At 70.0% G+C, this 13,704-nt stretch carries 10 protein-coding genes and 1 tRNA gene; 7 read left to right on the top strand and 4 right to left on the bottom strand.

What is annotated here, in order from left to right:
• Positions 1-90 precede the first annotated feature (90 nt).
• Both ABD169_RS11260 and ABD169_RS11255 read left to right on the top strand, forming a co-directional pair.
• Positions 91-1,350, top strand: coding sequence for an ATP-binding protein (locus ABD169_RS11260; protein WP_344032267.1), 1,260 nt, complete (start codon positions 91-93; stop codon positions 1,348-1,350).
• On the top strand, positions 1,347-2,696 hold the full coding sequence (locus ABD169_RS11255) for a tetratricopeptide repeat protein (protein WP_344032265.1): 1,350 nt from the start codon (positions 1,347-1,349) through the stop codon (positions 2,694-2,696). Before ABD169_RS11260 ends, ABD169_RS11255 begins: the two co-directional genes overlap by 4 nt.
• A 4-nt stretch (positions 2,697-2,700) precedes the next feature.
• On the opposite strand, the gene ABD169_RS11250 is transcribed toward ABD169_RS11255, so the two are convergent.
• Positions 2,701-2,782 (bottom strand) — tRNA-Leu (locus tag ABD169_RS11250).
• A gap of 82 nt (positions 2,783-2,864) precedes the next feature.
• Between ABD169_RS11250 and ABD169_RS11245 the strand changes: the two genes are divergently transcribed.
• Complete coding sequence (locus ABD169_RS11245; protein WP_099724836.1) at positions 2,865-3,470, top strand: ANTAR domain-containing response regulator; 606 nt, start codon at positions 2,865-2,867, stop codon at positions 3,468-3,470.
• 67 nt (positions 3,471-3,537) lie between these two features.
• Here the strand turns inward: ABD169_RS11245 and ABD169_RS11240 are convergent, their stop codons facing one another.
• Complete coding sequence (locus ABD169_RS11240) at positions 3,538-3,990, bottom strand: hotdog fold thioesterase (protein WP_046456399.1); 453 nt, start codon at positions 3,988-3,990, stop codon at positions 3,538-3,540.
• Between the two features lie 111 nt (positions 3,991-4,101).
• Between ABD169_RS11240 and polA the strand changes: the two genes are divergently transcribed.
• Positions 4,102-6,729: a DNA polymerase I gene (gene polA / locus ABD169_RS11235; RefSeq protein WP_344032263.1), complete on the top strand. Its 2,628-nt coding sequence runs from the start codon at positions 4,102-4,104 to the stop codon at positions 6,727-6,729.
• Between the two features lie 216 nt (positions 6,730-6,945).
• Positions 6,946-8,391, top strand: a complete 1,446-nt coding sequence (gene rpsA / locus ABD169_RS11230) for a 30S ribosomal protein S1 (RefSeq protein WP_046456397.1) — start codon at positions 6,946-6,948, stop codon at positions 8,389-8,391.
• Positions 8,392-8,916: 525 nt separating this feature from the next.
• On the opposite strand, the gene ABD169_RS11225 is transcribed toward rpsA, so the two are convergent.
• Positions 8,917-9,522, bottom strand: coding sequence for a DUF4126 domain-containing protein (locus tag ABD169_RS11225; protein WP_344032261.1), 606 nt, complete (start codon positions 9,520-9,522; stop codon positions 8,917-8,919).
• Between the two features lie 57 nt (positions 9,523-9,579).
• On the opposite strand from ABD169_RS11225, the gene coaE reads away from it, so the two are divergent.
• On the top strand, positions 9,580-10,203 hold the full coding sequence (gene coaE, locus ABD169_RS11220) for a dephospho-CoA kinase (protein WP_344032259.1): 624 nt from the start codon (positions 9,580-9,582) through the stop codon (positions 10,201-10,203).
• Between the two features lie 31 nt (positions 10,204-10,234).
• Here coaE and ABD169_RS11215 read toward each other — a convergent pair whose 3' ends face one another.
• Positions 10,235-10,843, bottom strand: a complete 609-nt coding sequence (locus tag ABD169_RS11215; RefSeq protein WP_099724842.1) for a vitamin K epoxide reductase family protein — start codon at positions 10,841-10,843, stop codon at positions 10,235-10,237.
• Positions 10,844-11,090: 247 nt separating this feature from the next.
• Between ABD169_RS11215 and ABD169_RS11210 the strand changes: the two genes are divergently transcribed.
• Positions 11,091-13,703, top strand: a complete 2,613-nt coding sequence (locus tag ABD169_RS11210; protein ID WP_344032256.1) for an Rne/Rng family ribonuclease — start codon at positions 11,091-11,093, stop codon at positions 13,701-13,703.
• The last annotated feature ends 1 nt before the right edge of the window (position 13,704 follow it).

The following is a 13,704-nucleotide window of genomic DNA, read 5'->3' as shown; positions in this document are numbered from 1 at the left end:
CCCGAACGAACGCCCCGCGAACCGATGGTTCGCGGGGCGTTCGTCGTCCGCGGTCTGGCAGACTGGGCCCAACGAGGCGAAGGAGACCGCATGGACGAGGACGACTTCCTCCAGGTGATCGCGCAGGAGGTCGAGGCGGACCCGCAGAATCTCGCGCTGCGGGAGGACTTCATCACGCTGCTGCTGCAGCGGGATCCGGATCGCGCTTCGCGCGAGCTCGCCGTGTTCGAAGCCTCGGGCGGCGACCCGGCGCGGTCGCGCCTCATGCGGGCCCGGATCATGGCCGCGCGGCTGCGCTCCGGCGGCGCGATGGGGCCGGCGGTCGCGGCGATCCCCGATGCCGCCGCCGCCACGGAGCCGTCCGCCGTACCGCACGAGCCTCCGGCTCCGGCAGCGGCCTCGAGGGCCGTCCCCGCGCCGACGAACGAGGACTCCGGGATCGGCGGCCCCCGCGCCTCGGCCGGGCTCTGGGACGCGGAGCGCCCGAGCGTGACCCTCGCCGACGTGGCGGGTCTCGCCGAGGTGAAGCAGCACCTCGACGCGACCTTCCTCGCGCCGCTGCGCAACCCCGAGCTCGCGGCCGCCTTCGGCCAGCGGCCGGGCGGATCCCTGCTCATGTACGGCCCGCCCGGGTGCGGCAAGACGTTCATCGCGAAGGCCATCGCGGGCGATCTCGGCGCGTCCTTCATCCACGTGACGCTCGCCGACCTGCTGAGCAAGTGGATCGGCGACAGCGAGAAGGCGATCCAGAGCGTGTTCGAGGACGCGCGCGCCGCGGCGCCCTGCGTGATCTTCTTCGACGAGTTCGATGCCCTCGGCGGCAGGCGGGCCTCCGGGGGCGGCGGAGCGCACTCGATGCGCATGATCGTCACCCAGCTGCTCGAGGAGCTCGACGGCGTCGCCAGCGACAACGACGGTGTGTACTTCCTGGCCGCCACGAACCGGCCGTGGGACATCGATCCCGCGCTGCGACGGCCCGGGCGCATCGACAAGACGGTGGTGGTGCTCCCGCCCGACGCGGTGGCCCGAGCGGCGATCCTGCAGGGGGAGCTGCGGGGGAAGCCCGCCGACGGGGTCGACACGATCGCGGTCGCCGCGGCCACCGAGGGCTTCTCGGGCGCCGATATCACCCAGGTGGCGCGGGTCGGGCTGCAGCAGTCCATGTCGGCCTCCATGAGCGCGGGGGCGATCGTCCCGGTGACCACGCAGGTCCTGCTGTCCGCCGCGGCCGCGGTCACGCCGTCGACGGGGGCCTGGTTCGAACAGGTCGCCCCGGTGCTCGACTACGGCACGGACGACGGCACCTTCGAGCAGCTGCGCGCCTACCGGGTCAAGCGGGGGCGGCGATGATCCGGTGGAACCCGGGCGGGCAGGGCGCCTTCCCGGTACCCGATGCGGACGACGCGCTGCGCGCGGCGATCGAGCACGACCGCGACCTCGCCTGGGAACTCTACGACGTGCGTCCCGAGCACCCGCGCATCGCCGAGCTCGCCCGGAGCGTGCTCGAACGGGAGCCGCAGTTCACCGGCATGATCATCCTGCTCGCCCTGCATCGCGAGGCGTGCGGCGAGATCGACGCGGCCCGGGAGCTGCTGCAGGATCTCGTGGCGCGGCGGGACCGCCAGCACCTGAACGCGGTCAAGAAGCTGCGCGACCTCGAGTTCTCGGACCGGCGGTTCGCGGAGGCGCGCGGACTCGCCGAGCTCGCCCTGCGCGAGGATCCCGAGCCCGGCTGGCTCGACGTGATGGAGCTCGGTAGCGCCCAGGTCTTCACGGGGGACCCGCTCGGCGGCTGGGACCGGATCGACGAAGCAGTCGAGATGGCGGCCCGGCAGGATCCCGAGCGCTACGCCGATGCGCTCGGGCAGCGGGCGACCCGACTGCTCGGTTCGGGCGCGCATCCGTCGCGCTTCCTGCCCGCCGCGCAGGAGGCGCTGGCCGCGGATCCCGGCGAGCCCCTGCTCGCCACGACCCTGGCGTACGCCTACCTCTACGACTACCGGCCGGCCGAGGCGGAGCAGCTGCTGCGCGGCGTGCTGAGCGAGGATCCGACGGACGAGATCGCCCAGGGCGGCCTCACGGTCGCGCGCGCCTTCCTGAACCCCGTGGAACGGGGCGACGCGACCATGGAGGTGCTGCGGGCCTCCGGAATGGGGGAGATCGCCTGGCGGATCCTGCGCGACCAGATGTTCGGCACCGGCCTCGAGGAGGCGCTCAGCGCTCTCGACGGCGTCATGCCGCCGGCGCTCGCCGAGTCGATGCGGGCGCCCCTCGACGGCGAGGCCGCGGGTGAGAGCCGCGGCGAGGGGAGGATCCTCGCCTGGCACGACGGGCAGCGCCCCGGCAGCGGACACGCCTGGGGGATCGCGGACGGATTCCGCCTCATGACGTCGGCCGAGGTCGCCGACATGGAGGAGCGGATCGAACGATCGCCGGCGGACTGGCCGCAGTGGAGGACCGAGGAGGAGTACTTCACGCTGATCCTCACGGACGACGCGGGCGGCTACCTCATCGAGGGGCCGGGCGGTCGGCTCCTGCAGCGGAGCGCCGGCGCGCCCGACCGGGAGGCGGCGCCGAGCATCGCCGACTGGCTGTGGGATCGCGTCGCGGCCTTCGGGGGCGAGGATCCGCGCCCCGTGGGGCACGTCGCGGGCGACGCCTCCGGGCGCGCGGAGGGCGGAACGCCCGTCCGCTGAGAAGTGCCGGATGGGGGACTCGAACCCCCACACCTTTCGGCAGCGCATTTTGAGTGCGCCGTGTCTGCCAATTCCACCAATCCGGCTGGTGCCGCATGCCCGGGGCGGAGTCCGACTCGCGTCGGGTTCCCGCAGGCAGCGTGGTTCAGAATACCGTAGGCTGGTGGTGTGAATGACCAGAGCAGCACGAGCACCGCGCGACGCGTCGTCGTCGCCGAAGACGAATCCCTGATCCGTCTCGACATCGTCGAGACGCTGCGAGACAACGGATACGACGTCGTCGGCGAGGCCGGCGACGGCGAGGAGGCGGTCCGCCTCGTCGAGGAGCTGCGCCCCGACCTCGTGGTTATGGACGTGAAGATGCCGAAGCTCGACGGGATCTCCGCGGCCGAGCGCATCAACAAGGACCACATCGCCCCCGTCGTGCTGCTGACCGCGTTCAGCCAGCGCGAGCTCGTGGAGCGCGCGAGCGAGGCCGGCGCCCTGGCCTACGTCGTGAAGCCCTTCACTCCGGCCGACCTCATCCCGGCCATCGAGATCGCGCTGTCGCGCTTCCAGCAGATCGTGACCCTCGAGTCCGAGGTCGCCGACCTGGCCGAGCGCTTCGAGACCCGCAAGCTCGTCGACCGCGCCAAGGGCATCCTCAACGACAAGATGGGGCTCAGCGAGCCCGAGGCGTTCCGGTGGATCCAGAAGGCCTCGATGGATCGCCGCCTCACCATGCAGGACGTCGCGAAGACCATCATCGATCAGCTCGGGCCCAAGAAGGACTGAGCGATCGCTGAAACGAGGAACGCCCCGGCCGACGGCCGGGGCGTTCCTCGTTTCAGCGCGGATCCGCTCAGCGCAGCTGCTTGGTGAAGTTCGTGATGCGCACCGTCGAGCAGCGGCGGCCGCGCTCGTCGGTGATGACGATCTCGTGCACCGACATGCTGCGCCCCAGGTGGATCGGCGTGCAGACCCCCGTCACGATGCCCTCCGCGGCCGATCCGGTGTGGGTCGCGTTGATGTCGACGCCGACGGCGACGGTGCCCTCGGCCGCGACGAAGTTCGCGTGCATCGAGCCGAGCGTCTCGCCGAGCACCACGTAGGCGCCTCCGTGCATGATGCCGAACGGCTGCGTGTTGCCCTCGACCGGCATGGTGGCGACCGCCCGCTCGCGCGAGAACTCGGTCATGCGCACGCCCATGCGCTGCGCGAGCACGCCGAGGCCGTGCTGCTCGATGTAGGCGAGCCCCTCGTCGGTACCGGTCGGGATCTGGTCGAAGCTCGCTCCGCTGGTCGTCTCGGGCATGCGTTTCCTCTGCTCGGGGTGGCCGCGCCGCACCGTCCGCCGAACGCCCCTGCCGATGTCGGAGGCGGCTTGTAGGCTGGGCACGTGTCGAATACGCCTCAGCCTACTCTCATGATCATCGACGGCCACTCGCTGGCCTTCCGTGCGTTCTACGCGCTGCCGGTCGACAGCTTCCAGACCGCATCGGGCCAGCACACCAACGCCATCCACGGCTTCATCTCCATGCTCATCAATCTGCTGAGCAACGAGAACCCTGATTCGTTGGCCATCGCCTTCGACATCTCGCGGCACTCGTTCCGCACCGAGGAGTACCCGGAATACAAGGGCACCCGCGGCGAGACCCCGCCCGAATTCAAGGGCCAGGTCCCGCTCCTGCAGGAGGCGCTGCACGCGATGGGCATCCGCACCATCGAGAAGGAGAACTACGAGGCGGACGACATCCTGGCGACGCTCTCCCTGCAGGGCGCGCAGGCCGGCTACCGGGTGCTCGTGGTCTCGGGCGACCGCGACACGATCCAGCTGGTCGACGACAACGTGACCCTGCTCTACCCGTCGAAGCAGGGCGTGAGCGAGCTGACGCGCTACGACGCCGAGAAGGTCATGGAACGCTACGGGATCCGCCCCGAGCAGTACCCCGAGATCGCGGCGCTCGTGGGCGAGACGAGCGACAACCTGCCCGGCATCCCGCGCGTCGGCGAGAAGACCGCGGTCAAGTGGATCAACCAGTTCGGCTCCCTCGAGGAGGTGCTGCGCCGCCAGGACGAGATCGGCGGCAAGGTCGGCGAGAGCCTGCGCGAGAACGCGCACCTCGCCGAGCGCAACCGACGCCTCAACCGGCTCGTGCGCGACGTGGAACTCGACGTCACGCTCGACGAGCTCGAGCGCGGCGACATCGACATGGCCGCGGTGCAGCAGGTCTTCGCGAAGCTCGAGTTCCGCACGCTGCTGCAGCGCGTCGGCAAGCTCGCCGGCGCCGAGGTGCCGAGCGGCGGTGCGACCACCGCGGCGGCGATCGCCCCGGTGCCCACGGCGCCCGAGGCGAAGCTGCTGCTCGACGAAGAACTGGACGACTGGTTGCGCAAGGCCGAGCGACCCGCGGTGAGCATCACCGCGGTGGGCGAGGGCTACGACGTCGGCCTCGCCACGCTCGAGAGCTCGGTCGAGCTGCACTGGATCCCCGGTGGGCGCGACTACGCGCTCTTCGAGACCTGGCTCGCGAGCGACGCGCCCAAGGTGTTCTTCGACGCGAAGTCGCAGATCCGAGCGATCGCGAGCACGGGAGTCGGCATCGGCGGCATCGTGGGCGACACCCTGCTCGCGGCCTGGCTCGTCTGGCCGCTCGCAGCCGAGAAGTCGCTCGCCAGCACGGTGCGCAAGTACCTGGGCGAGGACATGCCCGAGCCGGACCCCAACCAGCTCGTGCCCGACGAGGACGCGGCGGCGGGGCCGGGCACCGTCGCCTGGTACATCCTCCGGGCGCACGACGCCGTCGTCTCGAAGTTCCCCGAGCGCACGGGCGAGGTCTACACCGACATCGAGCTGCCCCTGCTCCCGGTGCTCGCGGTGCTCGAGCAGCGCGGCGTCGAGATCGACCTGCCGCTGCTGCAGTCGCACGAGGCCGAACTGCGCGACCGGGTCGCCGCGCTCGCGCAGCAGGCCTTCGACGCGATCGGGCACGAGGTCAACCTCTCGTCGCCCAAGCAGCTGCAGCAGGTGCTCTTCGAAGAGCTCGACATGCCCAAGACCCGCAAGACCCAGACGGGGTACACGACCGACGCCGCCGCGCTCGCGGACCTGCAGGTCAAGAACCCGCACCCGTTCCTCGACGCGCTGCTCGCGCACCGCGACGCGAACAAGCTGCGCCAGATCATCGAGACGCTGGTCAAGGCGGTGCAGGCCGACGGCCGCATCCACACCACGCTCGTGCAGATCGGGGCGAGCACGGGGCGCCTCGCCTCGACCGATCCCAACCTGCAGAACATCCCGGTGCGCACCGAGGAGGGCCGCCGCATCCGCGAGGGCTTCACCCACGCGGGCGAGTTCGAGACGCTGATGACGGCCGACTACTCGCAGATCGAGATGCGGATCATGGCGCACCTCTCGGGCGACGCCGGACTCATCGAGGCGTTCAACGCCGGCGAGGACCTGCACCGCTTCGTGGGCTCCCGCATCTTCGGCGTCGAGCCCGCCGAGGTCACGAGCGAGATGCGCGCGAAGGTCAAGGCGATGTCCTACGGCCTCGCCTACGGCCTGTCGGCGTTCGGGCTCTCGAAGCAGCTCGGCATCTCGGGCGCCGAGGCGAAGCAGCTCATGCTCGACTACTTCGAGCGCTTCGGCGGCGTGCGCGACTACCTGCGCTCGGTGGTGGAGCAGGCCAAGGCCGACGGCTACACCGAGACCATCTTCGGTCGCCGGCGCCCGTTCCCCGACCTCACGAGCCCGCACCGCGCCCTGCGCGAGAACGCGGAGCGCGCGGCGCTCAACTCGCCCATCCAGGGCAGCGCGGCAGACATCATCAAGCGCGCGATGATCCAGGTGGAGCAGCGCATGCGCGCAGCGGACATGAGCTCGCGCATGCTGCTCCAGATCCACGACGAACTCATGTTCGAGGTCGCCGCGGGGGAGTGGGACGCACTCGAGGCCATCGTCCGCGAGGAGATGGCGGGCGCTGCAGACCTCTCGGTGCCGCTCGACGTGCAGGTCGGCGGCGGCGCGAACTGGAACGCTGCGGCGCACTGATCCGACGCACCGCCGGGCTCCTGCTCGGCGGTGCGCACCCCGCGGCGCGCCGAGCGCCGCGGGGGTTGATCTCGGGCGTGTCGCCTGAGTAAGATGATGTGGTCACAACTGTGGCGACTCAACCATGCCAATCGCGGGCGTGCACTTCGGGCCTTCGGGCTCGCAAGATGTTTCGCACGTCCGCCCGACTTCCTGTCCATTCTGGAGATCATTTACATGACGAACGCAACGACCGAGAGCAAGCAGGTCGCGATCAACGACATCGGCTCGGCCGAAGACTTCCTTGCAGCGGTCGAAAAGACCCTCAAGTTCTTCAACGACGGCGACCTCATCGAGGGCACCGTGGTGAAGATCGACCGCGACGAGGTCCTCCTCGACGTGGGGTACAAGACCGAGGGTGTCATCCCCTCGCGCGAGCTGTCCATCAAGCACGACGTCGACCCCGGTGAGGTCGTCGAGGTCGGCGACTCCGTCGAGGCACTCGTGCTCCAGAAGGAGGACAAGGAAGGCCGCCTGATCCTGTCGAAGAAGCGTGCTCAGTACGAGCGCGCTTGGGGCGACGTGGAGAAGATCAAGGAGAACGAGGGTGTCGTCACCGGCACCGTCATCGAGGTCGTCAAGGGCGGCCTCATCGTTGACATCGGGCTCCGTGGCTTCCTCCCCGCTTCGCTCATCGAGCTGCGCCGCGTGCGCGACCTGACCCCGTACCTGGGCCAGGAGCTCGAGGCGAAGATCCTCGAACTCGACAAGAACCGCAACAACGTGGTGCTGTCGCGCCGTGCGCTCCTCGAGGAGACGCAGTCGGCCAGCCGCTCGTCGTTCCTCGCCGAGCTCAAGCCCGGCCAGGTCCGCAAGGGCGTCATCTCGTCGATCGTCAACTTCGGTGCGTTCGTCGATCTCGGCGGCGTCGACGGCCTCGTGCACGTCTCGGAGCTGTCGTGGAAGCACATCGAGCACGCGTCCGACGTGGTCGAGGTCGGCCAGGAAGTCACCGTCGAGGTGCTCTCGGTCGAGCTGGATCGCGAGCGCGTCTCGCTGTCGCTGAAGGCGACCCAGGAGGATCCGTGGCAGGTCTTCGCCCGTACCCACGCGATCGGTCAGATCGCCCCGGGCGTCGTCACCAAGCTCGTCCCCTTCGGCGCGTTCGTTCGCGTCGCGGACGGCATCGAGGGCCTCGTGCACATCTCGGAGCTGTCGGGTCAGCACGTCGAGCTCGCTGAGCAGGTCGTCTCGGCCGGCCAGGAGGTCTTCGTCAAGATCATCGACATCGATCTCGATCGCCGCCGCATCTCGCTCAGCCTCAAGCAGGCCAACGAGGGCGTCGACCCCGAGGGCACCGAGTTCGATCCGGCTCTGTACGGCATGACCACGGAGTACGACGAGAACGGCGAGTACAAGTACCCCGAGGGCTTCGATCCCGAGACCCAGGAGTGGAAGGAAGGCTTCGAGTCGCAGCGCGAGAAGTGGGAGCAGGAGTACGCTGCTGCCCAGGAGCGCTGGGAGGCTCACAAGAAGCAGGTCGCCGCTTCGATCGCCGAGGCTGCTGCAGCTCCCGCCGTCGACGCCCCGTCCTCGAGCTTCTCGAGCGAGTCGTCCTCGACCGGTGCACTCGCCGATGACGCGGCTCTCGCCGCGCTGAAGGCGCAGCTCGAGGGCAACTAAGCCCGACTTCGCGTAAGCGAAGCGAGTCCTCACGAAGGCCCGGCTCCCCATTGCGGGGGCCGGGCCTTCGGCGTTCCCGGGCGGCGGGTGGTGGCCGGCGGGTGCGGCGTGCTGATGGGTGGATCCCGTGTTGGCGAGTGGATACCTTGCCGACGAGTGGACGGTGTGCCGACGAGTGGACGGCGTGTCGGACGGAGATAGGGCATCCGGAGGTCGGGAACGCGTCCACTCGTCGGGCACGATCTGGCCGGGTGCCACGGGTGCCACGGGTGCCACGGGTGCCACGGGTGCCAGGGGTGCCACAGGTGCCACGGGTGCATACGAACCCGAGCGCCGGGCACACGCCGATGCGTCGGGAGGCGCCCGTCAGCACGCGATCGGATCAGGCGGCGGAGCGAGGGGGCCGGGGCCGGGCGCCGGCATCATGCGTCCGGGGTCAGACGGCCGGGATCGCGTCACCGGTGTGAGGCGACCGGTATCGTGTCAACGCGGCCAGACAGCCGCCCCGCGCGACCGCGACCGCGCCTACGCGACCGCGACGGCTCTGCGCGCCGCGCGCTCGCGCAGCGCCCGCCGGAGGCGTCGGACCAGCCACCACATGATCAGCACGACGCAGACGAGCGCGAGCACGGGCACCAGGATCGCGAGCACGGCGAGCAGCACCGCCCCGATGTCCTCCAGGGTGCTCGTCACGGGTGCCGCGAGGCCGGCGCTGAGCGCGTTCAGCACGGGCCGCGCGATCGCCTTCAGCAGGTGGGGGATCAGCGCGATGACGACGCCCAGCACGAACGGCCACACCTGGCCGCTCTCCACCCACTGCGCCGGATCCGTCACCGCGACCGTGTCGGCCTTTGCGCCGGCCGAGAAGACGAGCCCGCCGGACGCGGGCCGGATCACAGTGTGCAGCACGTCGTTGGCGGTGTCGAGGACGGGGAACTTGTCGACCAGGATCTCGATCACGAGCAGTACTCCCACGATGCCGAGCGTCCACTCGTTCTCGAGCCAGGTCCACCCGGAGGGGAGTTGGACCAGATCGGTGAAGCGGGAGAGCAGGCCGAGCACCAGCAGCGGAATGTACGCGTTCAGTCCCGCGGAGACGGCGAGGACGCCGCCGGTGATCAGCTCGAGCATGGCTCCAGCCTATGCGGCTCCGCATTCCGTGCATCGTGCGGCCCTAGACTGCATGGCGTGCAACTCATCGCGCTCACGGGCGGCATCGCCGCAGGCAAATCGACCGTCGGCCGCCGTCTGGCGGAGCTCGGGGCATTCCGGATCGACGCGGACCAGCTCGCCCGGGACGTCGTGGAGCCCGGCACGCCCGGGCTGCGCGCCATCCGAGATCGTTTCGGCGCCGAGGTGATCCGTGCGGATGGCGCTCTCGACCGGGCGGCGCTCGGCGCCCGCGTCTTCGGCGACGCCGAGGCGCTCGCAGATCTGAACGCGATCGTGCACCCCGCGGTGCGCGAGCTCGCGGAGCGACGGATCGGCGAAGCGGCCGCGCTGGATCCGGACGCGATCGTGGTGTACGAGATCCCCCTGCTCGTCGAGACCGGCGGACGCACCGCGAGCTCGGTGCCCTGGGACCTCGTGTTGGTCGCGGACGCGCCTGCGGAGCTCCGGGCGGATCGTCTGGTCGCGCTGCGAGGCATGGAACGCGCCGAGGCCGAGCGGCGGATCGGGAGTCAGGCGAACGACGCCGACCGTCGCGCGATCGCCGATGTGCTCATCGACACGAGCGGCACGGAGCAGGAGACCCTGGACCAGGTGGATGCGCTCTGGACGCGCCTCACAGCGCGAGAGACGACCGGCTGAACCGGGCTCCCCGGCCGAGCTCCGGGATCGATCAGCGGCTGAACTCGGCCAGCCAGTTGAGCTGGAACTGGGCCACCGCGGCGATGATCACGTAGCAGAACAGAACGATCACCCAGGTCCACGAGTAGAGCGAGCGGAAGATCTTCGCGGGGCGCTGCGCCAGCACGACGTCTCCGACCGCGTACGGCCGCAGGAGCGTGGTCCAGAACAGCGGGATCATGACCGTCCAGACGACCATGCACCAGGGGCACAGCGTACCGAGGACGAAGATGCTCTGGACCGCCAGCCAGCAGATGAAGACGAATCCACCGAGCAGGCCGATCTGGTAGATGGTCCAGAACCACCGCGAGAAGCGTGCACCGGCGAGCAGCGCGACGCCGACGGCGATCGGCGCGACGAACGCGCTGACCCCGATGATGGTGTTGCTGAACCCGAAGAGCGAGCCCTGCCACGAACCCATGTTCGGGCCGCAGGTGACGAGGATGCTGACGCTGCAGTTTGGCACGTAGTCGGGATTCTGCAGCGTCTTGATGTACTCGGTCAGGAGCTCGAACGCGGCGAACCAGCCGATCGCGCCGAGCACGATCGTGAACACGGCGAAGCCGATCGGACGGGGAGCGCGCACCGGCGTAGTGGTCATAATTCGAATCCTAGTGACCATTTCTGCGGTGCGTATTCAGCTGACGTGCCATAATGGACACCGTATCGGCGCCGAACAGGCGAGATGCGCACAGTCTTTTGGCCGCCCTGCGGCGGTCACCGGTCGATGCACTGACCGAGCGCGGAGCGAACGCCCCGCGGAGAACAGGATTTGCGGCGGTGAGCCGCCGCACCGAGGAGATTCCCGGAGGGGCGAGTATCCTCCGGGCCAGAGGAGTACACCAGAGATGGTGAATCAGCCCGACAACGAAACTTCACAGAACGTCGAACCCGTCACCGCGGAGCCGACGAGCAGCGACGCGCCCGAGACGATCCTCGACGCGGTCGAGGCGGTTCTCGACGCGCAGGTCGAGGCGGTCCCGGTCGACGCGGCCGCGGTCGAATCTGCGACAGCTGAGGCGGCGCCCGAGAGCGACCCCGCCGCGGAGCCGTCCGACGCGCCCGCAGGCGAGGCGGCGGACCCCGCCCCCGAGGCGGACCCCGCAGAGGCAGAGGCAGAGGCAGAGGCCGAGCCCACCGAGGCCGCGCCCGAGCCCGAGGCCGCACCCGCCAAGACCCACCCCGAGCTCGTGCTGCCGCTCGCGGACATGACGCCGGAGGAGCGCTTCCGCGCCACGACGCGCCTCATCTTCCTGGCGCCCGACGTGCCGCCGGTGGCACCCCGTCCCCGCCGCGGCGGGACCGAGCTGCGCCAGCTCGACGATCTGCTCGACCAGCAGTTCTCGCGCGACGACGCCGAGGACCGCGAGGCGGGATCCGCTCGTCGTCGCAGCCGTCGCCGCACCGGCGGTCAGGAGCTCCCTCCCGAGGAGGAGCCGCAGCCGCGTCGCCAGCCGCGTCAGGCCCCGGTGATCACCGAGCCGCAGAAGGTCAAGGGATCCACCCGCCTGGAGGCGAAGAAGCAGCGCCGTCGGGACGGCCGTGACGCGGGTCGTCGCCGTCGCATGGTCATCACCGAGTCCGAGTTCCTCGCCCGCCGTGAGGCCGTGGATCGCGAGATGGTCGTGCGCACGACCGCCGACCGCATTCAGATCGGCGTTCTCGAGGACAAGGTCCTCGTCGAGCACTACGTCGCCCGTTCCAGCGAGAGCTCGCTGATCGGCAACGTCTACCTGGGACGCGTTCAGAACGTGCTGCCGAGCATGGAAGCGGCGTTCGTCGACATCGGGCGCGGCCGCAACGCAGTGCTCTACTCGGGCGAGGTCGACTGGTCGGAGTTCGAGGGCAGCAACACCGCGCGCCGCATCGAGAACGCGCTCAAGCCGGGCGACCAGATTCTGGTGCAGGTCACCAAGGATCCCGTGGGCCACAAGGGTGCTCGCCTCACGAGCCAGATCTCGCTCCCGGGCCGCTTCCTCGTGTACGTGCCCGGCGGCGCGATGAACGGCATCTCGCGCAAGCTGCCCGATACCGAGCGTGCGCGCCTGAAGAAGATCCTGAAGGCCGTGCTGCCGTCCGGCGCCGGCGTGATCGTGCGCACGGCCGCGGAGGGCGCCAGCGAGGATCAGCTCACGCACGACGTGCAGCGTCTGACCCGCCAGTGGGAGTCGATCCAGAAGCGCGTCGAGAAGGGCGGGGCCCCGGTCCTGCTGCACTCCGAGCCGGACATGCTCATCAAGATCATCCGGGACGTCTTCAACGAGGACTTCCACCGCCTCGTGATCTCGGGCGCCGACACGTTCAGCACCATCTCGAACTACCTCGATCAGGTCGCCCCCGATCTGCTGCAGCGCGTGGAGCGCTTCGAGGGGGAGCGGGACGTCTTCGACGAGTACCGCATCTCCGAGCAGATCGTGAAGGCGCTCGACCGCAAGGTCTGGCTGCCCTCGGGTGGATCCCTCGTGATCGACCGCACCGAGGCCATGACGGTCGTCGACGTCAACACGGGCAAGTTCGTCGGTTCCGGCGGCAACCTCGAAGAGACCGTCACCAAGAACAACCTGGAGGCCGCGGAGGAGATCGTCCGGCAGCTCCGGCTCCGCGACATCGGCGGGATCATCGTCGTCGACTTCATCGACATGGTGCTCGAGTCCAACCGCGACCTCGTGCTGCGCCGCCTGGTGGAGTGCCTGAGCCGCGATCGCACGAAGCACCAGGTCGCCGAGGTGACCTCCCTCGGCCTCGTGCAGATGACGCGCAAGAAGCTGGGGCTCGGCCTGCTCGAGTCGTTCAGCGAGCCCTGCGAGGTCTGCGCGGGTCGTGGCGTGATCGTGCACCACGAGCCGGTCGCCAAGCACCGCAGCGTCGACTCGGCGCCGTCGCGCGGCAAGCGGAAGTCGAACGGCGGTCAGGGCGGCGGCCAGAACGGCAACGGTTCGAACCACTCGAACGGATCGACCCACTCGAACGGCAACGGCGGGCAGAACGGCGGGCAGCAGCAGCCCCACGCGGCCTCGCAGACCCACGCGATCAGCGACGGGGCGAAGAACATGCTCGCCCAGGTCGCGGCCTCGACGATCCCCGGCTCCGCAAAGCACGAGGACGAGGCTCCTCGTGCCGAAGCTGCGGCTCCGGCCGCCGAGTCGCCGAAGCGCGAGTCCGGGCAGCGGAACCGCGCGCAGCGCGGCGCACGCTCCGCCTGGGAGAACGCGCAGGCCGAGCCCGCCGCCGCACCCGCAGCCGCTCCCGCGGGCGGTCTGCTCGACTCGGTGCTCGAAGCGCTGCCCGACGCGCCCGCTGCAGGGCGCGGCCGGTCCCGAGGGCGCCGCGTGTCGGTCGCCTCGGGGCGTGCCGCCGAGGGGCGCGAGACCGAGACGCGCAGCGACGAGTCGGTGCGCGCAGCGCAGGCCGCGCTCGCCGAGGCGCTCGACGCGACCGTGTCCGGTCGCGACACGGAGTAGC

The sequence above is a fragment of the Leucobacter iarius genome (genome assembly GCF_039530105.1).
In the GTDB taxonomy this organism is placed as follows: domain Bacteria; phylum Actinomycetota; class Actinomycetes; order Actinomycetales; family Microbacteriaceae; genus Leucobacter; species Leucobacter iarius.
The sequence above is the reverse complement of the archived record's forward strand: the minus strand, read 5'-3'. Positions and strand labels throughout refer to the sequence as shown.